We start from the raw sequence: 25756 nt of genomic DNA, 5'->3' as shown, positions 1-25756 counted from the left end.
CTGTCTTATTCATTGCGTTTACAGATTCTGTGTGGTATTTTTATTATCGTTGCTTTGAAACGAGCCACATGAGGGGCTAAACCTCATCGTCATTTCCATCATCTTGAAGGGAGAAGGATGAAGTATGACGGACCACAAGAACGAATTCTCACAGGAACAAGAACGACTGGCTTTTACGCAGGCTTATATGGATCAATTGATAGCTGCGCAACACTCTGGACAGGAAGAGTTGAAGAAGCGTCAAGAAGATACATTAGCCCGCCTCGATTTCAAAGATAGTAGCTTACGCTATCAAGAAATGTTGTCTCATGCTAATTTCATGAAGATGTCGAAAGACCAGCTCGAGAGCCTCACTCATCTACGAAACAAACCGTATTTTGCCCGCATTGATTTTCATAGAAAAGAAAAACCAGATCGAGAAACGTTTTATATCGGCAAGACGTCGTTATTCGATCGTGAGACGCAGCTACCGATTATTTTGGATTGGCGCTCTCCGTTGTCGAACGTCTATTATGAAGGTCGCCTAGGAGACGTCAGCTATGTTGCCCATGGGGAAACGTATGAGGGGAACGTATCTTTAAAGCGTCAATATGAAATGGACGAAGGCAGACTGATTGACTTCAGAGATATTGATATGACAACGAAGGATGACCTCCTTCAGGATTCGCTTGCCAAAAACTCTGATAATCGCCTGACTGAGATTGTAGCGACCATACAGGAAGAACAGAACAGGATCATTCGTGCAGATTTGAGAAAGCCCATTATTGTGCAAGGAGCAGCAGGAAGTGGTAAGACGACCATTGCACTTCACAGGATCTCTTATTTTCTGTACACGATGAGAGAAGTCTTCAAGCCCGAAGAAATGCTAATCCTCGCACCAAACCGTCTGTTCATCCACTACATAGAAGAGGTGCTTCCCGAGCTTGGGGTTCAGCGCTCTAGACAATCCACTTATCAGGATTTCGTCAAGCAAGTAGTCGGACTTACTTGGCCGGTCGTCAGTCAGCATCAAGTTCTGATGGAAGCCGTTGAACAGACAGGTAAGAACAAGCCTCTTCAAGCAGCAGAGTACAAAGGGTCAAAAGAATTTAAGAACGTACTTGATCGATATCTAAAGCACATCAAGAAAACGTATCGAGTAACAGAGGGACTCACGCTTGCCGGGTTCAAAATAAAATCACCGAAAGCCATCAATCGATTATTCTACGAAGAGTACAGCTATTTTCCGTATCAAACGAGAGTGAAGAAAATCAAGGAAGTTCTCCGTAGTGAGCTTCGGCGGAAGAAGAAAGAAATCTTGACGAAAATGGCCAGCAAGTACGACGAAGAACTGGACAAAGCGCTGTATGGAATGCGGGATCCCGACAAACGTAAGAAGCGTGTGAGTTTTTTAATTACAAGAAAAGAAGAACGGCTTGAAGAAATCAAGAAAGAAGCCAGGTATGCGGTACAAAGATGTATGAAGCAGTATCCAAAACATCAGGCAGCAGACCTTTACCGTGAGTTGTTTGACGATCAATTGTTTGCAGGGCTGACTGCAGAGAATCGTGATGACTTAAGGGAGGTACAAGCGGAATCGATCGAGCAGTTCAAAAAAAAGCGGTGGAGTGCGGAAGATTTAGCGGCCATTTTATACCTGCACTCTTTCGTAACAGGTCTCGACCGGGATGATCAAGCGAAGAAAGTGGTCATTGATGAGGCGCAGGACTACAGCTTTCTAGAAATCTATAGCTTGAGACGTGCTCTTCATACGGATCTATTTACGATTGTCGGAGACCTCGCACAGGGGATCTACCAGTATCGAGGATTGAAGAACTGGGAAGTGCTGATCGACGACATCTTCCATCAGGCTCAGTACTTGACGCTTCAGAAGACGTATCGAACGACCATTGAAATAATGGACCTTGCAAATGAACAACTACAAAAAATGCCTGAGAATCTCCCTGAGGCTGAGCCTGTTGTCAGACATGGTGAAAAGCCGATGTTCGTTCCCATTCAAGTGTGGGAAGACAGAAGAGAGGAAATGATTACTCACCTTCAAGCAGCAGGGATGAAAACAATGGCGATTGTTACGAAAACCAGTCAGGAAGCGGAGCAGCTTGATGCGGCTCTTCCTGTAGAGCTTGGGTTCGTGAAAATGGATGAGCATCAGGAGATGGGGGAGCGGATGATTGTCCCAGCTTACCTTGCTAAAGGGCTCGAATTCGATGTTGTCTTCTTATATACGGACGAGCACCCCTATACGCTCAATGAGTTGGACGTCAAACTGTTGTATGTCGCTATGACGCGACCTTTGCACAAGCTCTACATGATTGGTTCACGCCCGGAGGACTTTCTGCTTGAGGAGACGTCGTCCTCATGGTTTGAGAAACAGAAAGATACGGGTAAAGAAAAATGAGAGAGATAAAGAAGGAGTGAATGGAAAATGACAGCTATAGACAGCTTTACTCTTCAAAATGGAACAAATATGCCTAAAGTAGGGCTTGGCGTATACAAAATGAATGATGACCAAGAGGTGATCAATGCCGTACTGTCTGCACTGGATCTTGGCTATCGTCATATTGATACGGCATCTTTTTATGAGAACGAGAAGGGTGTAGGCGATGCTTTGAAGAGAAGTAAGGTCGAAAGAGAAGACATCTTCGTGACGACGAAAGTCTGGAACGACGAACAAGGGTATGAAGAAACCCTCGATGCCTTTGAGCGAAGTATGGAAAAGCTTCAGTTGGATTACTTAGATCTTTACCTCATTCACTGGCCGGTGCCAGGGAAGTATACAGAGACTTGGAAGGCACTAGAGAAGCTCTACCGGGATGGACGCGTCAAAGCCATCGGCGTATGCAACTTTATGGAACATCACTTGGACGAGCTGATGAACACAGCTGAAATCAAGCCGATGGTCAATCAGGTGGAACTCCATCCGCGTATTTATCAAAAAGAACTGATGGAATATTGTAAAGAACATAAGATTCAAGTAGAGGCCTGGGCGCCAATTGGTCGTGGAAAGTATTTCGATGCGCCAGTCTTAAAGAAGTTATCGGACAAATATGGGAAATCACCCGCTCAAATCATCTTAAGATGGCACTTAGAGCATGACGTCGTGGTGATTCCTAAGTCCTCCAACAAGAGCCGTCAGGAGGAAAATGCTGATTTGTTCGATTTTGAATTGAAAGCTGAGGAAGTGGAAGAGATCAATGCTCTCCACACAGGTGAAAGAATCGGGAAGCACCCGGATGAATTCGATTATGAAGCATAAGCTTTATTCATTTAGAAACCCAAACGAGGCTGAACCTAGCATCGTTTGGGTTTAGTCATGTTCACGGTGTCGTTACTTATTCAGAAGTTCCGTACCGAAGCAGCTTCATATGGATGTTAAATTCAACGTTCATCTCTGGTATTTGCTTTCTCCACTCTTCTTCTGTCAACTGGTGCTTACGGTTTCGTTCATTGTGTTTCTTTCCGAAGCCGACAGGGTCTACCCCGTCCTCTTTCAGCTGATCCATGAGTCTTTGGAGCCTTACCTTCAGCTGTTTTTCTATTTCATTTTCAATGGTCTTGATGACATCTGGCTGCTTTAAGTCGACTTCTTTCGTAATTTCAAGCAGTCGTCCTTCGATTTCTATATCCACTTTTTGCTGAAGGAAGTCTCCGTTTACAGATCGAATCGTTGTTTTGTTACTCAAGTCATTCAACGAGACGTGCAGCGATCCTCTGTTCACATCGTCTTTTTCGTCTTTGTAATAAGGTTTAAATGCTTCAGAGTCGAGGTCTAGTTGGAATTCGGTATCCTTTGATCGTTGTCTTAAAAGCATCAAATGATAAATATCTTCTTCGCTAAGGGTTGAAACATACTTATCTTTCTTAAAGAGACTTAAGCCTTTAATATAGGGCTTATCACCGTTCATGGATAACATCGGCAGGACAGGATCGATGCCGAAATCTTGAACGTCCCTTAAAAATACAGTCAGAACAGAATCCGGGATCATGTGATTTTTGATACTCTTCTCGATCAGGCTCTGCAAGTAAATGCCGATGTTCGGGGAATCTTCGGACTGGTCGGAACTCATCAATTCTTTTGTTGGAATGTCGCTGATGGCAAGGTAGCCTAGGTCAGATATTTTAGCGTCTCTAGACAAGGTATCCATATATTTTTTCATTCCCTTGGCTGCCAACTCGTCTTCAAAAACCTCCAACCGAACTTGCCCGGATACGAGACGGTGACTTGTCAGGCGATTCGCTTCATACCGAATCCCTTTTGACGTTTCGGCTTTACTTGAAATAATCTGAGACGTTTTCGAGGTTGTCGGATCGAATTGAAATACGACCAGTGTACCTTCAACCATTTCATCTTCTATCGCATCATAGCCGACGGAGGTGATGATGCCGAGCTTTTCAATATGACTCTTTGGGATGCAGCTTGTACAGACCAGCATCGTTGTGATCGCAATGATAATAAGCCTCATGTTGAACGCCTCTTTCTCCACCAATTTCTAGTGACCAGAACAAGGTAAAGGAAAACCGGATAGACAAATACGAGGTAGAATCCCAGTCGGGAAGTTACATCGGTTAGTCGGTTAATATCGAGCCGGTATTCAATCAAAATGGACCCGAGAAAAATTAGGACAACAATGCCGTACATGCTTTTCTTCTCTGGTATGCGAAACAGTCGCTTCAAAGACTGTTGAAGCATCCAGCAGAACATCACAATATTCGGGAGCACGACCATCATCCACAGGGATACGGCGATAAAGTCAAACCGCTCGATCATGGAGAAGTGAATGATCTTGAAAAGCGCAAGCGTTGCCCAAACCGTTTCCTTCAACTGATGGGCGCTGAAGTATCCAATGGATACAACGGTCACCAGTAGAACGAGAAATGTCGTCAATACAAGGGCTAGGTGGACTGGGAGTGCAGCTTTCTTCTTATTTTCGATAAAAGGATAAACGAAGAACAGCACCTCCATTCCTAGAACAGTGTACGTCATCATTCTCATTCCCTCTAATATCTCCATAGGGCTCGACTGAAAGACAGGGAGGAAGTGTCCTACATCCATATAGGTGATGGGTTTATAGATGGTAAAGACGAGCCATATCGTCAGAAAGAAGAAAATGAAGCTCGTTCCAATTACCACCCGCAGTCCTCCTAGCACCCCGTACACCATAAGGGACAGAAGGAAGAGAGCCATGAGCCAGGTCGGAATTTCAGGGAAAATAAATACTTGAACGACCTCGATATAGTTTTTGATGACGGTCAATAGAATTAAGAAAATATAGATGGTGAAAACGCTACTGACTATTTTACCGAGAATGTTTCCAAACACATCATGTTGAATGCCGATGATATCTGCGTTCTCATAGTGTCCCAAGATCCTTAACATGATCCATGCAATAAAGTGGAGGTACAGTCCTCCGAGTAGAATGGAAATCCATGCGTCGTGACCTGCTTCTAAAAAGAGAACGCGCGGGACCCCCATTAGTCCCGAGCCGATTTGAATCGTATGAACGATAAAGAACAAATAGAAAGCTCTTACGGAATCCGCTTTTGATACAGATAGATTGATGTTCATGATGGATCAACATCTTTATGTCTTTTGGCTTTCTTCTCATTAAACCGGAAGTGGTCTTTCGTCATAATGTAATTGGGTCGTCGGTCATTTCGTTGCGGAGTGGTCCTAAAGATCGTATCGTTAAAGTCTTTCCATTCCAATGGGTACACAGGGGCAAGGTAAGGTCGTCCAAGTGATTGTAGCTTTAATAAATGCAGGACGAGAAAACACATGGCAAATACGATTCCGATCAATCCCCATGCGCCTGCCAGAATAATGACGGGAAAACGTATGATTCTTATGGCAGACCCCATCGAGTAACTCGGCGCAGTAAATGAAGCCAATGCGCTGAGAGCAATGATAATGATGAGGATGTTACTCGTAAATCCAGCTTTCACCGCCGCTTGACCAAGGACAATACCACCTACAATACCCATCGTCTGTCCGACTTTGGTTGGAAGCCTTGCCCCTGCCTCTCGTAGAAACTCAATGAGCATCTCTAGTAAGAGGGCTTCAATAACAGGGGGGAATGGGACTGTAGCTCTGGATTGTCCGAGAGAAATGAGCAGTGAGGAAGGGATGATTTCATAATGATACGTTAGAGCAGCCACGTAGAGTGGGGTTAATATAATGGATAGAACCATCGCGAATAAACGTAAAATCCGAATGAACGTCCCCATGTTCCATCTCATATACAAGTCCTCTGTTGATTCAAAGAAATTAAACAAACTCATAGGACCAATCAGGCTTGTCGGGCTTTTATCAAGTAGGACGCCGACGCGTCCCTTAGATATAGAATTACAGAACCTGTCCGGAAGTTCCGTTGTAATCAGCTGTGGGAAAACAGTGCTCGATGAATCTTCAATAAGCTGCGCAAGTACGCTCGTATCCTCGACTTCATCAACCTCTAAATCTTCCATTCTCTGTCTCATCGTCTGTACGTTCGTGTCGTTTGCGAGGGACTTCAGGTAAATCAAACGCGCTTCTGATTTGATTCTTTCGCCTACAATCACTTTTTCGACGACTAAATCATCGGTATCCAGTCTCCACCTCACGACATTCAAATTCGTCATGAGTGATTCGGTAAAAGCAATTTGTGGACCGAATACAAGTGATTCCGTTTCGGCGCGATTTAAAGCTCTATGCTCCTGATTAGGAAGAGCGAACAGAACCACTTCTTGTTCCCCTTCCAAATAAACAGATACACTTCCATGGATCAGCTCTTTTGTGATCTTCTCCATACTATCTGTCCCTTTTGATGATGCAAGGGGGATTTTGTTCTTCAACTCCTCAAGCGACCACGTTCTATTACGACCTGTTAAGGGATACAGAAGGTCACGCTCTACAAGGTCCTTTCTTACTTGATAATTTACAAAATGAATGACAATGGTCTGGTGTCTGATCTGAATTTCTTTACAGATTAAATCTGGACTCTGATTAAACCGCCTTTTCAGTTCTTCGATGTACATATCCTTCTCTGTTGGAATGTGAGTGTTCATTATGTATCCCTCCTCCTCAGCTCGATACAAATAGTATGTGGAGAAACGGGGACATTATGAATAAGCGAATTTCGAAGGAAGAAGGGGTTGTTATGTCGCTGCAATTAATAGAAGTGTACATTCCTGATCGACATTTCGAATCGATCAATGAAAAGCTTCAGCAGTTCGATCACCAGTCTTACTGGACCTCAAGTGAATCTAAGGAACGGATGCTCGTTCGAATCTTAGTAAAGACGAGCCACGCCGAAAAAATTTTGAACTATTTGGAGGAAGTCTCGAATGTAGTCGATGGGTTTGAGACGTTATTATTTCCGGTGCAAACTTACTTATCAAAGGAAACCATTCATGATGAGCTGAAAGAAGAGGCAGAGAAAGATAAAGAGAAGGAAAAGGCAAGGTTAAGAAGAGCCAGCCGGCACGAACTGTTGAATGCCGTAGAGAAAAACAGCCACATTTCATGGAATTACTCCCTCCTTATTATTTTATCGGCTATCGTGGCAACAGTAGGTTTTTTGAAGGATAGTGAAGCCGTAGTCATTGGAGCAATGGTGATTGCACCTATGATCGGACCTGTGATCGCCATTGCCTTTGCTTCAATCCTCGGAGACTATAAATTGTTAGGGAAATCGATTGTCACGTCCCTTTATGGCATTGCGATTGTGGCCATTATTTCTGTGGTGTTCGGCTATTTCTTTGATATGGGGACGGATACAGATCAATATTTGGATCGAACAAAGGTGACCGTCGTGGATGTGTTTCTTGGAGTAGCATCAGGAGCAGCGGGTGCGCTCGCTTTCTTAAACCGCTTGTCCGGCAACTTAGTAGGAGTGATGGTGGCTGTTGCCTTACTTCCGCCAACTGTTGCCATGGGAATGTCTTTGGGGAATCAAAATTGGGAGTTTGCCTATGGCGCTTTTTTATTGGTGACGGTGAATATCATGTCCATCCTGCTTGCCGCGGCTTCTATTTTCTCGATAAGTGGCATACGTCCTGTGAGATGGGAGGAAGTGAAGAGGGCGAACGTTTCGAGACCGTTATCGATTATGTTTGTGACGATTATAATCCTTGTTCTTGTCGCAGTCATTCTTCTCGGAAAAGGGTGGAGCATATTCGGTTAATTGAAAAAGAATGGGAAAAGGTCTTGATTAAAAATTTTGAAAACTTTATAATTGATAATCATATACAAAGGAGGTCACGACAATGGAAAAGTTTCGTTTGGTTACAAAAGAAAACTTCATAAAGGTCGTGGCTGTCTACGTTTTGTTTTAAATGGACCTGAAAATAGGATCATTTTCTAATGAAAGGGCCACGTATGTACGTGTCCTTTTTGTATGTCAGAACATACGTCCTGGGCGTATGTTCTTTTTTATGCCAAAAAACTTGGCGTCGGGCAGATGCCCAACTATTTCTGTTGATCAGCAGATCTTCTGCTTATCATAAATAATACTTAATGGAGGTAGAAACATGGACAAAAAAGCAGCGAGGAAAGAATGGAACGAAGATTGGAAAGAAAGCGGTTAGTGACTGAAGTTGGAGGGAGTAATGTAGAATGTTTGAAGTTTTATGGAAGTTACGTTGGTTTTTTAAACAATATTGGAAGCGCTACACATTCGCTGTCATTGCATTAGTGATTGCGAGTGCTGTTGACCTCATTCCACCTCAACTGATTGGGATGGCGATCGATGAAATACAGTTTAATACATTAACGAGAGAACGGTTGACGGAACTTATTCTAATCTACGTTGTCGTGCTTGTATCGAGCTATGGAATATCCTATCTATGGGATTACACCCTTTTCAGTGGAGCCATGATTATGGAGCGTACGATGCGATCCAGGTTAATGAACCATTTTCTGCGAATGACACCGACCTTTTTCGGACGTAACCGTACGGGCGACCTAATGGCTAAAAGTACGAACGACTTGAAGGCGATCAGTATGACAGCAGGGTTTGGCATCCTGACCTTGGTCGACTCCACAGTTTTCATGACCCTGATTGTCCTTGTGATGGGGATGACCATCAGTTGGAAGCTTACACTGGCAGCATTGATCCCACTGCCACTCATGGCCATTGCAATGAACAAGTATGGTGGGGTTATTCATAAACGCTTCACAGAAGCGCAGACGGCTTTTGGAGAGTTGAATAACAACGTACTGGAGTCTGTCCGCGGTGTAAGGGTTTTGAGAGCTTTTGTGCAGGAAGAGCGTGATGAACAACGTTTCCATCATATGACAGATGACGTGTATAAGAAAAACGTTCACGTCGCAAAGGTTGATGCGTTGTTTGAGCCGACCATTACGGTTTTAGTCGGGCTTTCCTACACGATCGGTCTAGGTTACGGGGCAGCGCTCGTCTTTCAAAACGTCATTACCCTCGGTGAGATGGTATCCTTCAACGTTTACTTGGGGATGTTAATTTGGCCGATGTTTGCCGTAGGCGAGTTGATCAACGTGCTGCAAAGAGGAAATGCCTCTTTAGACCGGGTCAATGCTACGCTGAGCTACAAAGCGGATGTGAAGAATCCGTCTTATCCAGCCGATGTGGATAGACCCGAGAGAATCGTCTTCGATGATGTGACGTTCCAGTATCCGGAGGCAGACGCTCATGGACTGCAGAGGTTTTCTCTTGCAATCAAGAGAGGGATGACCATTGGAGTAGTCGGAAAGACAGGCTCCGGGAAAACGACATTATTCCGTCAGTTGCTGCGGGAGTTTCCTGGTAGAGAGGGTTCATTAACGATTAACGGTGTCGACATCGACCAAATCCCATTAAACGTGACGAGGTCATGGATCGGATACGTCCCACAAGACCAGATCCTGTTTTCTAAAACAGTACGTGAGAACATCCAGTTCGGGAAATCCGATGCCACAGATGAAGAAATTTATGAAGTCATGAAGCTTGCCCACTTCCTGGAAGATATCAAACACTTGCCAAACGGATTGGATACGAAAGTTGGCGAGAGTGGTGTCACGTTATCAGGCGGTCAGAAACAACGTGTTTCGATTGCAAGAGCCTTCATTATGGATCCGGAAATCCTATTACTCGATGATGCGATGTCGGCTGTAGATGGTAAGACCGAGTCTGCCATTCTGCATCATTTGAGGGAAACAAGAAAAGGCAAAACAACGCTTATTACGGCTCACAGGCTGTCCGCTGTAACCCACGCTGATCATATCATCGTTTTGAATGATGGAGTGATCGAAGAAGAAGGGACGCACGAACAGCTGGTGAGTCAAGGTGGATGGTATCAAACACAGTACGAACATCAGCAATTAGAAGAAGGCGAGGTGGAATCATGAATCCATTGTCCACTGAACGAAGGTTGTTAAATTACGCCTTGCTTTTTAAAAAGCCGATCCTTTTAGGGATTGTCTGTCTTATCATTGCAGTAGCGCTTGAATTGACAGGACCTTTTATCGCGAAGCGGCTTATTGATCAGCATATCGTCGGAGTTGAATCCCAGTGGTATCAAGTTGAGGACCAGGACCGGTTTACCGTAGTTTATCAAGGGGAGTTCTTCAAGAGGGAGGACCGATTGGAATCTTCTGATCAAACGTCAGATGTAGCAACGGTCTTACAGGTGGAACGATCCTATTACTTCATTCCTGAAGAGGTCCCTCTAACCGGTGCACGTTCTCTGGAAGAAGGGACATTGACGATTGAGACAGCAGAGGAAACGATCGAGGCAGCGGCAGAACCACTAGGCTTACAGCAGCTGTATCGGTTCTTTCAGCCTGAGATTCCGTCCATCTATTGGCTGCTCGCTTTGTATGTAGGGCTGTTATTCATCGCAGCGGTGTTTCAATTTGCACACACGTTCATGCTCCAAAAGACATCAAACCGTATTATTAAAAAGATGCGAAATGACCTCTTTGCCCATATTCAAAGGCTTCCTGTACAATACTTTGTCAATCAGCCGGCGGGAAAAGTGGTCGCTCGAATTACAAACGATACAGAAGCCATTCGCGAACTCTATGTAAAAGTACTGGCGACGTTTGTTACAAGTATCTTTTACATGTTCGGAATTTACGTAGCCCTGTTTCTTCTCGATGCGAAGCTTGCGCTACTGTGTACACTCGTCGTCCCAATCATTTATGTCTGGATGAGAATGTACAAATATTTAGGCGGTAAATACAACAGAGTAGTCCGTTCGACGATCAGTGATCTGAACGGGAATATCAACGAGGCCATTCAGGGAATGTCCATTATCCAGGCTTTCAGACAGGAAAAACAGACCTCTTCCCAATTCGAACAATTGAATGAACGCCATTTTACCTTTCAACGAAAATTGATTCGGTTGAGTGCATTGACGTCATGGAACTTGGTTAACGTCCTTAGAAATATCGCATTTGTCGCCTTCCTTTGGTACTTTGGCTCAAGCTCTTTTGGAGTGGAGGGTGTTGTAACCGTTGGAGTGCTGTATGCATTTGTCGATTACTTGAACCGACTTTTCCAGCCGGTAACGGACTTGGTCAATCAGCTTCCTCAATTAGAGGAAGCTCGTGTTTCTGCAGGACGCGTTTTTCAACTGCTTGATGAAAAAGGAGAACCGGTACGAAATGAAGAGGTGAAGAGATACAAGGGGCATATTTGCTTCAAGGACGTTTCATTCGCTTATGAAAAAGAGGACTATGTACTCAAACATATCTCCCTTGAGGTGAAACCTGGAGAAACGGCTGCATTCGTTGGTCACACAGGGTCTGGTAAGAGCTCGATCATGAATCTGCTCTTCCGTTTTTATGATCCGCAGAAAGGCGAGATCACCATTGATGGCTACTCTACGAAAGAATGGTCGAGACAGCAGGTAAGGAGTCATATGGGCATCGTTCTTCAGGATCCTTTCATTTTCACAGGGACCATTTTGTCGAATGTTACGATGAATGATGAACGTATTTCCCGGGAAATGGCGATTGATGCTTTAAAGGCTGTCGGGGCAGATCGATTTATTGAAAAACTGCCGAAAAGCTATGACAGTCCGCTAAAAGAAAAAGGGGATTCCCTTTCTATGGGAGAGCGTCAGTTAATTTCCTTTGCCCGCGCTTTAGCCTTTAATCCAGCGATTCTCATTCTGGATGAAGCGACGGCGAACATTGATACGGAAACCGAACAATTGATTCAGGAAGCGTTGGAAGTTCTGAAGAAGGGACGTACAACGCTCGTCATTGCCCATCGACTGTCGACCATACAATCGGCTGACCAAATATTTGTCCTTGATCATGGTACAATAGAGGAAAATGGCACACACGATGAGCTTTTGGCATTAAAAGGCCATTACTTCCAAATGTACCGCATGCAGCAGGGTGCTGCCAGAGAAGGACAACGTGTCATCACGGGGTGAAGAACCGATGAACGATGAGGAAGATTACAAACGTGATATCATCGACCAAGATTTATATGAGGAAATAGATGAAGAAGAGTTGTACGAACTCGTTCAGGAGGAGAAGCGGAAAGCATTTGAGCGGGAACGGGAAGAAAGGCAACAGCTGAAGTCAAAGCGTCCTTTTCCGAAGTGGATCTTCTGGACGATTGCAGCGATGATGGTGATTAACATCGTCGCTGTGCTTCCTAATACCTTCAGCATACCGGCCATTGATTTTTTAGTGACATCTGCTAAATTGTCAACCGACGATGAAGTGAGTAGCTACAAAGAATCAGTTGTCGTCGTCAACGCCGGTCAAAGTAAAGGGACGGGTTTTGCGATTACAGCAGACGGAACGATTCTGACTAACCATCATGTCATTGAAGATGAGAAGAGGATTTCAGTTGCCTTTCCTAATGAAGGGTTATTTCAGGCCGAAGTCGTTGAGTCCTATCCTGAAATCGATTTGGCTGTACTGAAGGCAGACGGGGAAGGGCTCCCGCATCTGGAGCTTGCTGAACGAACGACCTTTGAACCTGATGAGCACATCTACTTTATTGGGAATCCGCTTCGTTTTACCGGAATCGCCAATCAGGGAGAGGTCATTGGTTATAAGGACTTATCAGGATGGGAGAATCCTGTACTAATGCTAGATGCTCCAATATACAAAGGGAACTCAGGCAGTCCGGTCATCAACGAAGAGGGCAAAGTCATAGCAGTGGTCTATGCTACCTTGAGAGACGATGTAGAGGGGCGCGTTGGTTTAGCTGTGCCGATTGATTATTACTTGAATAGAAAATGAAGGCGTCTCAGTAAGAGCTGGGACGTCTTTTTTTGTTAGCATGGAGAACAGTAAAGAAAACAGGACTGGATTTGATGTCGAATATTTGTGTTCTTTGGAAGGTTAATGATGTTCTTTGTCATGGTTCAAAAGTCCTCAATGTATACAATGGCACGTATATATGGAATCAAATGGCGCTTAAGTCAAACGAAAGTCTATAACTTTGAAATGTAGATTTAATAAAATGTAACTCCTCTGTGGTGGACCCGTCCTCATATTTTTCAGTACAATGAATGCGGTAATCACTCACAAGCCGATCCCTTCAGAGCGCTTGGTTGAAACGATAATGTAATACAATTGAAATATATTTGTTTAAGACACCCAGAAAGAATCCCGAAATATCGAATTTAGTAATGGCTGGAGGTGATAAAGGTTGATTAAACAATTATTTTCCAAGAAACAAGCCTCCCTCGATCAAGAAGTTGAACGAGCCAAGCAAGGAGACGAAATGGTAAGAAACGAGATCTTAAAAAAATATCAACCCTTTATCGCCAAGAGCGTCTCTGAAGTATGTAAAAGATATATTGACCCTTCTAAAGATGATGAATTCAGCATTGGATTACTCGCTTTTGACGAAGCGATTTATGCGTATTCTTCTGAAAAAGGAAGCTCCTTTCTTTCGTTTGCCCGATTAGTGATTAAGAGAAAAGTGATCGACTACATTCGGAACGAACAGAAATACCCCTCTGTTGCATCGCTGGACGAGGAGTATTATGAGGAAGAACATATGGAGAATCCGTCAGAAGTAGCTGCAGCTAAAGATCGCTTTCAACTTGAAACAGAATCATGGTATCGCCAAGAGGAGATTAAAGAGTTCAAGCAGCAGCTTGCCCTATTCAAGCTGACATTTGAAGACTTGATTGATTCTTCCCCTAAGCATAAAGATGCACGTGAATCAGCTGTACAAGTAGCTCGGACGGTTTTCTACAACGAAGAGTTACGCAACAAAGTTTTAGAGAAGGGGCGTCTGCCAATCAAAGATCTTGTGGATCAGGTGGATGTCAGTAAAAAAACACTAGAACGTAATCGCAAATTCATCATTGCTTTAGTCCTGATTTTTCACGGGGATTATGTATATCTCAAAGACTACCTGAAAGGGGTGGGTTTGTGAGAAAAGGTATTGTCATGGAACAAAGTAAGCATCACACCATCGTCATGACGAGTGATGGCCAGTTTCATCGTGCAGAGCGGTTGAAAAACGCCGAAATCGGAATGGAAGTACAGTTTACGGCTATAGCAGAAAAACGTTACTTCTTTACTAAATTAGTACGTGATCACCGCATGAAGATGGCTGTTGCAGCCCTTGTCTTTTTAGTAGCGGTTATGCCGGTCTTTTCGTGGTATGGAAGCAACCAGGCTTATGCTTATGTGAATCTTGACATAAATCCGAGTGTGCAAATGGAACTGAATGACAACATGGAGGTCATCTCGATTCAACCTCAGAACGAGGACGCAGAGAAGTTATTGACTTTCATAGAGGACTGGAAAAAGAAAGATGCATCTGAGGTAACGCTTCAACTCATCCAAATCAGCCAAGAGGAAGGATATGTGAATGAGAACAATGAGGTCCTCATAGGTGTCAGCTATATAAAATCCGACCGCACGGATGACTATTCCAATCAACTGGAATCGTACTTAACGAGTGAGGCCATGAACCTTTCTGTTGCTGCGTTTGATATCCCTGATCAAATCAGAAAGCAGGCAGAAGAGAGCGGTACATCTGCTAATCAGCTTTTTGCTGAAAAGTTGAAAGAAACGGATGCACCCGAGCAGCGTTCTACAGAAGAGCACGACAAAGCCATTATTCAGTCTTTTTACGAGGAAGACTCTTCTGAGAATGTAGCGGGAGACCTTTCGCCTCCACCTGAAGAAAAAATGAATCAGAATATAGTAGAAGAACCATTACGTCCAGCAAATAAAGGACCAAGTCAAGGGAATGCTCAGAAACCTTCTCATGCTGTCGATCAAGGTAAGAAAAAGAAAGATCCTCAAAACAAGAAGGAGAAGGAGCATCATCCGAAAGAGAAACAAGGTCAAAGTAAAGGTAAGAGTGTAGAGCGCAAGAAAGAACATCCACATCGTGGACATGATGATAAAGATCCTCACTCTAAAGGTGACCGTGACAATCATGACAATGGCCGTAAAAAAGGGTGGGAAAAAGATCGAGACGACCATCCTGGTAAGAGGCATGACAAAGATTGGAAGCGTGAGCATAAGAAAGACCAAGATGATGACCGATACAAAGATAAAAAAAGAGATCGAGACGACGATGATCGTGACAGAAAACACCATGATAAGCATCAAGATGACTAAACACTCCGAATCGGGGTGTTTTTTTTCTTTCATTTTAGTGAATATAAGTAATGGTGAATGAAGGAGGAATAGACATGTCGAATACACATATTGGAGTGAAAGACGGCAGGTTGGCAGAGTGTCCATCCTCGCCGAACTGTGTTTCTACACAGGCGGAAGATGAAAGCAAGAAAATGGATCCTCTCGTTTTCTCAGGGGACCTCACTCAGTCAAAGAAATTGGTGAAGGAAGTGCTGGGAGAGATGGAACGCACGTCTATTGAAGACGACTCACAGCACTATATTCATGCCATCGTGAAATCAAAAATTCTCCGCTTTAAGGATGATGTCGAGTTTTACTTCGATGAGCAGCAGAAACTCATACATTATAGATCTGCCTCAAGGGTAGGGTACTCGGATATGGGTGTGAACCGCAAAAGAATGGAAGAGTTTGCATCCGCCTACAAAAAGAAAAGTCAGCAGGGGGCTTTAACATGAGTTTTGATTATCAGCTCGTTGTCATTGGTGGTGGATCAGGCGGTTTGACTGTAGCTGCCGGTGCAGCGAGTTTCGGAACAAAGGTCGCGTTGATTGAAAGAAAAAGTGAACTTGGAGGAGATTGCCTTCATTATGGATGTATGCCTTCAAAAGCGCTTATACAAGCGGCGAAAGAAGTTCATCAAGCGAATGAAGTGAATAGACTGGATGCTGCTGCTTACGATCAGCTCTTCCGCTCTTCTATGGAACGGGTTCAAGAAGCCGTGCAAGAAGTTCAGGAGCATGATTCGAAAGACAGGTTCATCAACCTTGGGATTGATATAATTGAAGCCGAGGCTTCCTTTTTGGATGAACACACATTACGCGTAGGAGATCAGCAGATAACAGCTAAACGTGTTGTTCTTGCAACAGGTTCATCCCCATTCCTGCCACCTATTGATGGTTTGGATACGATTGATTATGTGACCAACGAGACCATCTTCTCTTTAAAAGAGCGTCCTAAGTCGCTTGCTGTGATTGGCGGTGGCATTATTGGTCTGGAGCTCTCACAAGCGATGTCGAGGCTCGGAGTGGATGTCACCGTCCTGGAAGCGGGTGATAGGATCCTGGCGAAGGAAGATGAAGAAATAGCTGAAGAAGCGGGACACTTATTATCGGAAGACCTTAGAATCTTAACAAGAGCTTCGGTCAATCGTGTAGAGCGAGACCATCAAGGGGCCGTCCTTCACTATTCAAAAGATGGAGAAGACGGTCAAGTGCATGCTGAACAGGTGCTTGTTGCGGTAGGTAGAAAGCCGAACACAGACAAGCTCGATCTGGATCAGGCTGGTGTCGGGACGGATAAAGGATTTATTTCTGTCGATGCAACGATGCGCACGAGCAAGCGGCACATTTATGCCGTAGGCGATTGCAATGGGTCCATGCCTTTCACCCATGTAGCGGGGATGGAAGGGAAAGTGGCGGTCTCTAATGCCGTCTTCGGATTGTCACGTAAAGTGTCATATGAGAAAGTTCCGTGGGTCATTTATACAGCGCCTGAGATCTATCACTTAGGCATGACCGAGCAGGAAGCGAAAGCGGTTTATGGAGATTCGCTGATGACATTTAAGACGAAGCTTGAGAATAACGATCGCTTTATGGCTGAACAACGGAAGGAGGGTTTTGTCAAAGTGCTGACAAACAGCCGTGGAAAGATTGTTGGGGCTCACGCCATTGGAGAAGGAGCAGGAGAGTGGATGCAGGAGGTCGGAACGGTCCAGGCCTTGAACAAGAAGTTTCAGGCGATCTCGAATATCATTCATCCATATCCGGCAAGAAACAATGTCGTCTCGCAAACGGCCGACCTTTTCTGGCGCGAGAAATTATTCGACAGCAACATCAACAAAGCGCTGAGATGGTATGTAAAAAACCTCAGGTGAAAAAGGGTACAAAAAGAGCGTCCTGCATAAAGGCTGGACGCTCTATTCTTCCTGTTTACTGCGGATCGGTTGATCTGTGTTCCCCATAATTCCATAGAAGAACAAATGAATAAGCTCTTCGCTGAAACCTGAAATGGATTCCTTTTGACTTGTAGGGAGAGAGTGGAAGGCTTGATAGTACATGTTCACAAAGAATGAGATCGTTTCGAATGATAGTTCTTGATGTACGAGTCCCTCTTCTTTTCCTTCGTTCACTAACTTCATCAGGAGCGGAATGGTATGGTTCTCATTGAAGTCGTGAAGGAGCTTCTGAATGTCAGGCTGTTCGGAAAGAATCGACTGTATGAATTCCGTATGATATTCGGTAACATCCTGTTTTTTACTTGTAATCAGCGACTTCATTTTCTCTTTGAAGCTCAACGATTCATCATCGATGATGCTCCGACTGGATTCCAAACGCTTATAAATCAGCATTTCTACCGTATGGTATAGGAGTTGGTCTTTGCTTCCAAAATAGTTATAAATCGTGACTTGAGAAACTTGGGCACGCTTGGCGATTTCTTGAATGCTCACTTTTTGTACTCCATAGTCACTGAATAAATGCAAAGCTGCATGTAAAATGTTTTGTTTTTTTCGTTCTTTGCGCCTTTCAAATCCATTCATAGGCTACACCTCTTCTCATCTATAGTAAACCAAGATTTGAAGGGATTCAATTCATGGATTTCATTTTATCGGCAGCTGCTGGTAGACAAGCTGACGGACACTGAGTACGATAAAGAAAAGAAAGCTCTTACAAGGAGAGATGACTGTTATGTCGAAGCTTGACTTAACCCAATACGAAAAGAGAATGATTGTACGCAATATGCAGGAGAAAGATATTCCGCAGATATTTGAACTTCAGCAGATCTGTTTTCCTGATATGGACCCGTGGAAGAGGGAGCACTTGGAAAGTCATTTGAAACTGTTTGCAGAAGGGCAGTTTGTCGTTGAATTTGAAGGGAAGATCATCGGAAGCTGCTCGAGTCTGATTGTGAACTTCGACGAATATGATGATAAACATACATGGGATGACATTACAGATGAAGGGTACATAACGAACCATGACCCTGATGGATACAACCTGTATGGAATCGAGGTTATGGTTCATCCTGATTTCAGAGGGATGAAGATCGGCAGAAGACTGTATGAGGCGCGTAAGGAGTTAGCGCGCGAGTTGAATTTAAAGAGTATTATTATCGGTGGGCGTATTCCGAACTATCACAAATACGAGAAGGAATACACACCGCGAGAATATGTTGAAGAAGTACGAAACCAGAACATTTACGATCCCGTTCTGACTTTTCAAATCATCAACGGCTTCACTGTTATGAGAATTAATCCGAATTACCTGCCTGACGATCAAATGTCATCACGATACGCGACGCTTATGGAATGGAACAATATCGATTATCGTGCAAGGACGAGAAGGCACTTCAAAACAAGTGACCCCGTCCGCATTATGGTGGTCCAGTACATGATGAAAAATATCGACTCGTTCGATGAATTCATCAGGCAGTGTGAATACTACGTAGATGTTGCAGCAGATTACAGCACGGACTTCGTGGTTTTTCCAGAGATTTTCACCACTCAACTGATGTCCCTTCTGGATGAAAAAGTACCCTCCAAAGCTGTGAGGAGGCTTTCGGATTATACCGAGGATTATATTGAGATGTTCACTCATCTTGCCGTGAAATATAATGTCAACATCGTTGGTGGGTCCCACTTTGTTGAGGAAAACGACAATATGTATAACATTTCCTATTTGTTCCGTAGAGACGGGACGATCGAAAAACAGTATAAGATTCATGTGACACCAAACGAACGAACCTGGTGGGGCATTCAGCCTGGTGATGTGGTTAAAGTGTTCGATACGGATTGCGGAAAGATTGCCATTCAAATCTGTTATGACATTCAGTTCCCTGAACTGACACGCTATGCTGTCGATCAAGGCGCAAATATCATATTCGTTCCTTTCTGTACTGACGACCGACAAGGATATCTCCGTGTCCGTTACTGTGCCCAGGCGAGAGCAGTAGAAAATCAGGTCTACACGGTTATTGCAGGAACGGTCGGCAACTTGACTCAAGTAGAGAATATGGATATTCAGTACGCTCAATCTGGAATCTTCACCCCGTCTGACTTCGAGTTTGCCCGCGATGGGATTGTCGGAGAGTGCAATCCTAATGTGGAGACGGTCGTTGTAGGTGATGTTGACCTTGAAGTGCTGAGAAGACAGAGAAAGTCCGGGACAGTAAGGCAGCTGAGAGACAGAAGGAAAGATCTCTTTGACCTGAATTATCACTTTAAGCAGGAATCTCAGTCAGAATAGATTTAAAAATCACCAAACACCCCTATATTGCAAAGGGGTGTTTGGTTTCTATAGTAAAAGTCTTGAGTCGACTTTATCTTGAGCGTGATCAATATAATGCAGCAGACTTTCGTGCGACTTTAACATATCCGATTCATGAACCGGATAGTAACAAGCGTGCAGGAAGTGTTCAATCTTCTTAGAGAGAAATTGGTCTTTTGTCCGCACCATAAGAACAAGCAGGTCGTCCCATTGACCCCAGATCATATAATGCAGTGCCTTGTCGTAATCAAGATCATTCATGGGATACACATCCTTTTCATCGACTGAAGCGACGGCTACATCTGTTCAAAGGACTGTTTTATTATTGCCTGGATAGGGAACGATGAAACTGAAACATCGTCTCATTTCTGGGAAAGAAGACGCATTCTGTGTTTTTCTGCCATCAACCGACGAATTTTTTGGTATGATAAAGTGGAAATGTTTTACTTATTGTATGCCTGTGGAGGGAGTTTTTGGATGAGTGAGAAACAGCTTTTGTATGTCAATTTAGGTTTATTATCGGTAGCAATCCTTTTCATCTTTTTGAGTTTTTTTACAGTCCAGAGTGAAAGTGCTCAAGGCACGATGATCCTGATTAGTGAAATCGTTGGCGGTTTGACCGTCATCAGTGCTGGCGTATCGATTTATTACATAAAGAGCGATCAGAAATATATGCCTGTTGCCATTCTGAGTTTTTTCGTACCATGGATTCTATATGTAATCGGCCATCACAGTTCAATCGGGGCAGAGACGGATATGAACTGGCTTTGGTTTGTAAGTCTGTACATACTCATCATCGTCGGACTTGTCTTTATAAGGATCAGCTACAATAAAATTGAAGGAGCATTCGCACTGGTGCCTGTTTTCCTATTGTTTATAAATGCCATGTTCTTCGTATACCTCGTGATTCTCCAGGTATGGTGGAACGTACCGTCTTTATTTTCGTGAAGAGTTGAACTCGAATAATTCTTCTTAGCAGAAGCATACTACGTGTAAGCTGCTAAGGAGGTTATTCTCATGAAAATAAAAACAATCGCTATTACGCTGCTTGCGGCTTCTTCTCTAGTTGCCTGCCAGGCCGAACAGGAAACGGGCACGGGCAACGAGAACTATGAAGGTGTTCAAAACACACGCTTCCAACGTACAGCAGATAATATGTACGAAGGAAACAACCCAGCCAATCAATATGATAACGACCGTGGTATGGTGCAGAACAGCAACTACCAGGTCGCTCGTGCAGCATCTGATAACATTGAGAAACGTGTGAAAGGCATTGATAAAGCCTATGTACTGAAAACACGTGACAATGCTTATGTTGCGGCTGTATTAGATAATCGCGATGGGAAAGATAAATTATCCAACGAAGTCGAGAAGCAGATCACGAAAGCTGTAAAGTCGACTGATCAGGATATCAACAACGTGTATATTTCCACAAACCCAGACTTTGTTGATTTGACGAACACGTACGTCAATGACATTAAAGCAGGTGACCCTGTCAGTGGATTCTTCAAAGAATTCGGGCAGATGGTTGATCGTGTCTTCCCTGAATCAAAATAGCAGCTCAATAAACGACTGAAAAGGAGAGTGAACGTCACTCTCCTTTTTCAGTCTGTTGAAAAAGTTGGGGAACGCTTGTGTTTCCAATGTGGAGGACAGTGGGGTGGAAAATAGCTCGCTTTCCGGCGGCGGCCCAACAGGACATTGGGTCGTTCGACATTGCCACACGACGTGGCGGTTTTAGTTGAACGAAAGTAGTAGGAACAGAACCGAGCGGGGGTACGGAAAGCCGAACGTTATTCTTTGCCATCACCGACTTTTTCGGACGGTAGCATAAGAAGTTCCGTCTCCCGTTCATAAAGGTGTTGGCGAAACAGCGAGACTCCTGTGGGAGCAGAGTACAGATGAGACCCCGCAGCGACCGAAGGGAGCGAGGAGACTCAGCGGACGCCCACGGAAAGGGAGTTGTTTCTCCAACACCGCTTCTCAAACTTTAAAAGAACCGATAGGACTTTCTTGACTACTTGGAAGGGGAGAGTGACGTTCACTCTCCTTTTTGGTATGGTAAAAAGAATCAAGTGATGGATATAAATGGAGGAGGAGCCATATGAGGGTTTTACAACCGGAAGATGCGCACATGTACGTAACATTATTGGACCAACTAGAAAGAGAGTCGGAATTTCTATTGTTTGAGCCGGGAGAGCGCAATATGACGGAAGAGCAGGCTCGCTCGATGATTCAAGCCTTTTCTCAACAAGAAAACTCAGCCGTATGGGGAGAGGAACGAAACGGAGAGCTCGTTGGACACGTGACCTGTATAGGAGGCAGAGCTCACCGAGAGCGCCACGCCATAAAGCTGATTGCAGGTGTACAAGAAGCCTATCAAGGTCAGGGCATAGCGGGCGGTTTATTTGAACGGGCCATTGAGTGGGCCCGGGATTCAAGCATCGTACGTATGGAGCTGACCGTGATGGTACATAACGAAAGAGCCATCCAACTATATAAAAAGTACGGATTTGAAGTGGAAGGTGTGAAGAGAAAGTCATTGAAGGTTTCAGGAGATTGGGTCGACGAATACGTCATGTCATTGATCTTGTCATGATTCTTCATGTTCTCGCTTGTCCTCTCATATAGTAGGATAAGCGAAAGTGAAGGAGGGGGCACCTTTGAAACCAGAGGATCAGAAGAACCTTAGATCTGCTATAGAAGAAATCACCGAAATTGCCAAGGGTTTCGGCTTAGACTTTTATCCGATGAGATATGAAGTTTGTCCTGATGATATTATTTATACGTTTGGTGCTTATGGGATGCCGACCAGGTTTTCCCACTGGAGTTTCGGAAAACAGTATTACAAAATGAAGCTGCAGTACGATCTGGGATTAAGTAAAATTTATGAGTTGGTCATCAACTCCAACCCATGTTATGCCTTTCTACTCAATTCCAACAGTCTGATTCAAAATAAACTGATTGTGGCGCACGTACTGGCTCACTGTGACTTTTTCAAAAACAACGCCCGTTTCCAAAATACAAAGCGGGATATGGTGGAAAGCATGTCGGCAACAGCTGAACGGATTGCCGCTTATGAACGGTCTTATGGAAAAGAGGAAGTGGAGTCGTTCTTAGATGCTGTCCTGGCTGTACAGGAGCATATCGATCCATCTCTTGTCAGACCGAAGCTTGCCTGGTCGGTTGATGACGAAATGGAAAGCTCGGATCCTTCCATCACAACACCTTACGATGACTTGTGGAAGATGGAAGAGTCATCTTCAGAAGACGCTCCCGTCAAGAAGCGTAAAAAGAAATTCCCACCACGTCCCGAAAAGGATATCCTTCTCTTTATTGAAGAGCACAGCCGTGATCTGGACGATTGGCAGCGCGATATCCTGACGATGATGAGGGAAGAAATGCTGTATTTCTGGCCACAGCTTGAAACGAAGATCATGAATGAAGGTTGGGCCTCCTACTGGCATGCAAGAATCCTTAGAGAGATGGACTTGACGAGTGATGAAGTAATCGATTTTGCCAAGCTGAATGCGAGTGTTGTGCAGCCTTCCAAAACACAATTGAACCCTTACTACTTAGGGCTGAAAATCTTTGAAGATATCGAAGAACGATATGACAACCCTACTGAAGAAATGCAGAAACATGGAATCAAGCCGGGTTCAGGTCGCGAGAAAATGTATGAAGTGCGGGAAATCGAGTCAGATCAAAGCTTTATCCGAAATTATTTAACGAAAGAGCTTGTCCGCCGTGAAGATTTGTATCTATTTCAAAAGCAGGGCCAAAAGTATAAAATTACCGACAAAGATCACGAAGCGGTGCGCGATCAGCTGGTGACCATGAGGGTGAACGGTGGCTTTCCGTATATCACAGTGCAGGACGGCGACTACTTAAAAGGCGGAGAGCTCTATTTGAAGCATCATTATGAAGATGTGGAGCTTGATGTCAGCTATTTAGAAAAAACGCTCCCCTATCTCTATCAGCTTTGGGGAAGAAACGTCCACATGGAAACGATCATCGAGCAGCGGAATGTCCTCTTCACCTATGGGGGGAAAAAGGTCCAGAAGAAATATCTATAATGTCCTATTTTCTGTCTCTGAATGTATTTTCAGGGACAGTTTTTGCTTTCATGTGTCCGAACCTGCTCTACTTCTGTTATAATATTTTCAGGTTTTACCATACATAACATAGAGGTGACACAATGAAAGCAATCCGCATCGCATTTCTTGGTTTAATCGTTGTTTTGGCGATTGTTGTATTTCTGTTCATCGATAACAGAGTGTACAATCAGCTTGTGAACGATCAGCGGTTTCCTGTAGAGGAAGAATTAGAACGAAGACCGGGCTCCATTACGCCGGATTCGCAGCCTGTTGCAAGCACGGGTATCGAGCTGTCTGAACTATACTTTTGGCGATATGAAGTTCCTGCAGAGGAAGCTGATGAAGACTTAGAAGAAGATCAAATCCAATTAGCGGATGAAGGGAACTTATACTTGGGCTTCTGGTATCCGAAAGGAAATGACTTATTAGCAAGTGGTAAAGATGAATGGCAGACGGAAGAAGGAGCGGTTCAGTTTCTCGTCAAAGCTGTCGATGAGGAAGGGACAACGTATAACGGAACGACGACGGGTAAAGTGGATGGAACGTTTAACGCTTTTCAATATGTGAAAATAGAAGATTTCAGCCTGATTGAGGTGGAAGAAGAGGAAGAACCTGTAGAACGGGACCTTGTTCTATCGTTCTATCCTATTTCTGAATCGGGAGATCCTGTCGAAGAGCCGTTGTTCGAGCAATCCGTAACGCTGTTGCCGTACTAAAGAGAAAGTCTGGATGTGATATCCAGGCTTTTCCTTTATTTAAGGGGAAGTTGGGATGTTCGCTGGGTAATTTCACACGGATTGAAATTGAGCCTCCCTTTGTATTGAATTTTCTGATAAGATATAACGTAATCACTTAAGTCCCGAGGAGGAGAGCAATGACTATGCATCAACACCTGCTTACACAAAACGGATTTGTTCGACAAGACGACCTTACGTATCCTTTTGAGGAGAGAGGACTCCAATTTGGAGATGGCATTTATGAAGTCATCCGGGTATACGAAGGTACTTACTATTTAATCAATGAACACGTAGAGCGTTTGTATCGTTCCGCTGAAGCCATCAAGCTGACGGTTCCTTATGAGAAGAAAAAGATGTACCATTACTTGAATGAACTGCTTCAAGTGAATGACGTAAAGGGAGATGCGAAGGTGTATCTGCAAATCACACGAGGGTCTGCAGCCAGGGATCATGTCTTTCCTGAGAAGCCTGAACCTAATTTGTACGCCTATGTAAAAGATCTTCCGCGTCCGAAATCATTTTTGGAATCAGGGGTTTCCACGATCACGCAGCCGGATGTGCGGTGGGATTGGTGCTACATTAAGAGTCTGAACTTACTGCCTAACGTTCTCGCTAAGCAGACAGCTCGTGAACATGATTGTTTTGAAGCAATCCTTCACAAAGAAGGAGAAGTGACAGAATGCAGCTCATCGAACGCGTACTTGGTGAAGGATGGGAAGGTGTACACCCATCCAGCGAAGAAGAACATTTTACATGGCTGTGTCCGCATGAGAGTCGAGCAGTTCTGTCGTCAGTTGAACATCGACTTCATAGAAGAGCCGTTCCAGGTCGAAGACATCCACGAGGCTGACGAGATCTTCCTCTCGAGCAGTACAGCGGAAGTGATGCCGATTGTTTCCGTGGATGGGAAATCGATTGCTGGAGGGACACCTGGCGTGATTACGCGTAAGCTTCAGCAGGCTTACGAAGAGGATGCAGGCCTGACTGCTGGTTCTTCCATTTTCAGTTCAAATACGCATGCATAAGCTCCACCGCTTCCTAAGCACCAGTGAATCAGTCGCTGGTGCTTTTTCTTTTGCCATC

Annotated in this window: 22 protein-coding genes; 17 read left to right on the top strand and 5 right to left on the bottom strand. The window is 44.2% G+C overall.

What is annotated here, in order from left to right; all coding sequences use genetic code 11:
- Positions 1-124 precede the first annotated feature (124 nt).
- Positions 125-2398, top strand: a complete 2274-nt coding sequence (gene helD, locus LCM20_RS03965) for an RNA polymerase recycling motor HelD (protein ID WP_225194125.1) — start codon at positions 125-127, stop codon at positions 2396-2398.
- Between the two features lie 27 nt (positions 2399-2425).
- Positions 2426-3256 (top strand): aldo/keto reductase, encoded by an 831-nt coding sequence (locus LCM20_RS03960; RefSeq protein WP_225194124.1) that lies wholly within the window; start codon positions 2426-2428, stop codon positions 3254-3256.
- Between the two features lie 76 nt (positions 3257-3332).
- Here the strand turns inward: LCM20_RS03960 and LCM20_RS03955 are convergent, their stop codons facing one another.
- From LCM20_RS03955 to LCM20_RS03945, 3 genes are read right to left on the bottom strand one after another with little or no spacing between them, the layout of a single operon-like run.
- Positions 3333-4463 (bottom strand): Ger(x)C family spore germination protein, encoded by a 1131-nt coding sequence (locus LCM20_RS03955; protein ID WP_225194123.1) that lies wholly within the window; start codon positions 4461-4463, stop codon positions 3333-3335.
- The gene (locus tag LCM20_RS03950) at positions 4460-5566 is read right to left on the bottom strand and encodes a GerAB/ArcD/ProY family transporter (protein ID WP_225194122.1); all 1107 of its coding nucleotides are present in this window, start codon (positions 5564-5566) and stop codon (positions 4460-4462) included. Before LCM20_RS03950 ends, LCM20_RS03955 begins: the two co-directional genes overlap by 4 nt.
- Entirely contained in the window at positions 5563-7044 is a 1482-nt protein-coding gene (locus LCM20_RS03945) for a spore germination protein (RefSeq protein WP_225194121.1), read from the bottom strand. Before LCM20_RS03945 ends, LCM20_RS03950 begins: the two co-directional genes overlap by 4 nt.
- 56 nt (positions 7045-7100) lie before the next feature.
- Between LCM20_RS03945 and LCM20_RS03940 the strand changes: the two genes are divergently transcribed.
- The 8 genes from LCM20_RS03940 to LCM20_RS03905 all read left to right on the top strand — a co-directional run bounded on the left by LCM20_RS03940 (position 7101) and on the right by LCM20_RS03905 (position 17450).
- Entirely contained in the window at positions 7101-8162 is a 1062-nt protein-coding gene (locus LCM20_RS03940; protein ID WP_225194120.1) for a TIGR00341 family protein, read from the top strand.
- 431 nt (positions 8163-8593) lie between these two features.
- On the top strand, positions 8594-10342 hold the full coding sequence (locus LCM20_RS03935) for an ABC transporter ATP-binding protein (RefSeq protein ID WP_225194119.1): 1749 nt from the start codon (positions 8594-8596) through the stop codon (positions 10340-10342).
- Positions 10339-12381, top strand: a complete 2043-nt coding sequence (locus LCM20_RS03930; protein WP_225194118.1) for an ABC transporter ATP-binding protein — start codon at positions 10339-10341, stop codon at positions 12379-12381. The genes LCM20_RS03935 and LCM20_RS03930 overlap by 4 nt, the downstream gene beginning before the upstream one ends.
- A gap of 7 nt (positions 12382-12388) precedes the next feature.
- The gene (locus LCM20_RS03925) at positions 12389-13204 is read left to right on the top strand and encodes a S1C family serine protease (protein WP_225194192.1); all 816 of its coding nucleotides are present in this window, start codon (positions 12389-12391) and stop codon (positions 13202-13204) included.
- A 412-nt stretch (positions 13205-13616) separates the two neighbouring features.
- Positions 13617-14354 carry an RNA polymerase sigma factor SigI gene (gene sigI / locus LCM20_RS03920; protein WP_225194117.1) on the top strand — a complete coding sequence of 246 codons (738 nt, stop codon included), beginning with the start codon at positions 13617-13619 and terminating at the stop codon, positions 14352-14354.
- Positions 14355-14368: 14 nt separating this feature from the next.
- Positions 14369-15556, top strand: coding sequence for an anti-sigma factor domain-containing protein (locus LCM20_RS03915; RefSeq protein WP_225194116.1), 1188 nt, complete (start codon positions 14369-14371; stop codon positions 15554-15556).
- A gap of 74 nt (positions 15557-15630) precedes the next feature.
- Entirely contained in the window at positions 15631-16032 is a 402-nt protein-coding gene (locus LCM20_RS03910; RefSeq protein WP_225194115.1) for a DUF1499 domain-containing protein, read from the top strand.
- Entirely contained in the window at positions 16029-17450 is a 1422-nt protein-coding gene (locus LCM20_RS03905; protein ID WP_225194114.1) for a dihydrolipoyl dehydrogenase family protein, read from the top strand. Before LCM20_RS03910 ends, LCM20_RS03905 begins: the two co-directional genes overlap by 4 nt.
- A 42-nt stretch (positions 17451-17492) precedes the next feature.
- Here the strand turns inward: LCM20_RS03905 and LCM20_RS03900 are convergent, their stop codons facing one another.
- Positions 17493-18113 (bottom strand): TetR/AcrR family transcriptional regulator, encoded by a 621-nt coding sequence (locus LCM20_RS03900; RefSeq protein WP_225194113.1) that lies wholly within the window; start codon positions 18111-18113, stop codon positions 17493-17495.
- Positions 18114-18261: 148 nt separating this feature from the next.
- Here LCM20_RS03900 and LCM20_RS03895 point away from each other — a divergent pair, with 148 nt between their 5' ends.
- Positions 18262-19818 (top strand): GNAT family N-acetyltransferase, encoded by a 1557-nt coding sequence (locus LCM20_RS03895; protein ID WP_225194112.1) that lies wholly within the window; start codon positions 18262-18264, stop codon positions 19816-19818.
- A gap of 48 nt (positions 19819-19866) precedes the next feature.
- Here the strand turns inward: LCM20_RS03895 and LCM20_RS03890 are convergent, their stop codons facing one another.
- Positions 19867-20100 (bottom strand): YhdB family protein, encoded by a 234-nt coding sequence (locus LCM20_RS03890; protein ID WP_225194111.1) that lies wholly within the window; start codon positions 20098-20100, stop codon positions 19867-19869.
- Positions 20101-20316: 216 nt separating this feature from the next.
- Here LCM20_RS03890 and LCM20_RS03885 point away from each other — a divergent pair, with 216 nt between their 5' ends.
- From LCM20_RS03885 to dat, 6 genes are all read left to right on the top strand, one after another.
- Positions 20317-20787, top strand: coding sequence for a hypothetical protein (locus tag LCM20_RS03885; RefSeq protein WP_225194110.1), 471 nt, complete (start codon positions 20317-20319; stop codon positions 20785-20787).
- A 69-nt stretch (positions 20788-20856) separates the two neighbouring features.
- A complete protein-coding gene (locus tag LCM20_RS03880) occupies positions 20857-21396 on the top strand; it encodes a YhcN/YlaJ family sporulation lipoprotein (protein WP_225194109.1) in 540 nt (179 codons plus the stop codon).
- 547 nt (positions 21397-21943) lie between these two features.
- Positions 21944-22438, top strand: coding sequence for a GNAT family N-acetyltransferase (locus LCM20_RS03875; RefSeq protein WP_225194108.1), 495 nt, complete (start codon positions 21944-21946; stop codon positions 22436-22438).
- 64 nt (positions 22439-22502) lie between these two features.
- Positions 22503-23915 (top strand): SpoVR family protein, encoded by a 1413-nt coding sequence (locus LCM20_RS03870; RefSeq protein ID WP_225194107.1) that lies wholly within the window; start codon positions 22503-22505, stop codon positions 23913-23915.
- Between the two features lie 122 nt (positions 23916-24037).
- Positions 24038-24652 (top strand): hypothetical protein, encoded by a 615-nt coding sequence (locus tag LCM20_RS03865; RefSeq protein ID WP_225194106.1) that lies wholly within the window; start codon positions 24038-24040, stop codon positions 24650-24652.
- 158 nt (positions 24653-24810) lie between these two features.
- Positions 24811-25698 carry a D-amino-acid transaminase gene (dat, locus tag LCM20_RS03860; protein ID WP_225194105.1) on the top strand — a complete coding sequence of 296 codons (888 nt, stop codon included), beginning with the start codon at positions 24811-24813 and terminating at the stop codon, positions 25696-25698.
- The last annotated feature ends 58 nt before the right edge of the window (positions 25699-25756 follow it).

The sequence above is a fragment of the Halobacillus litoralis genome, from assembly GCF_020171725.1.
GTDB lineage: Bacteria > Bacillota > Bacilli > Bacillales > Halobacillaceae > Halobacillus > Halobacillus litoralis_F.
The sequence above is the reverse complement of the archived record's forward strand: the minus strand, read 5'-3'. Positions and strand labels throughout refer to the sequence as shown.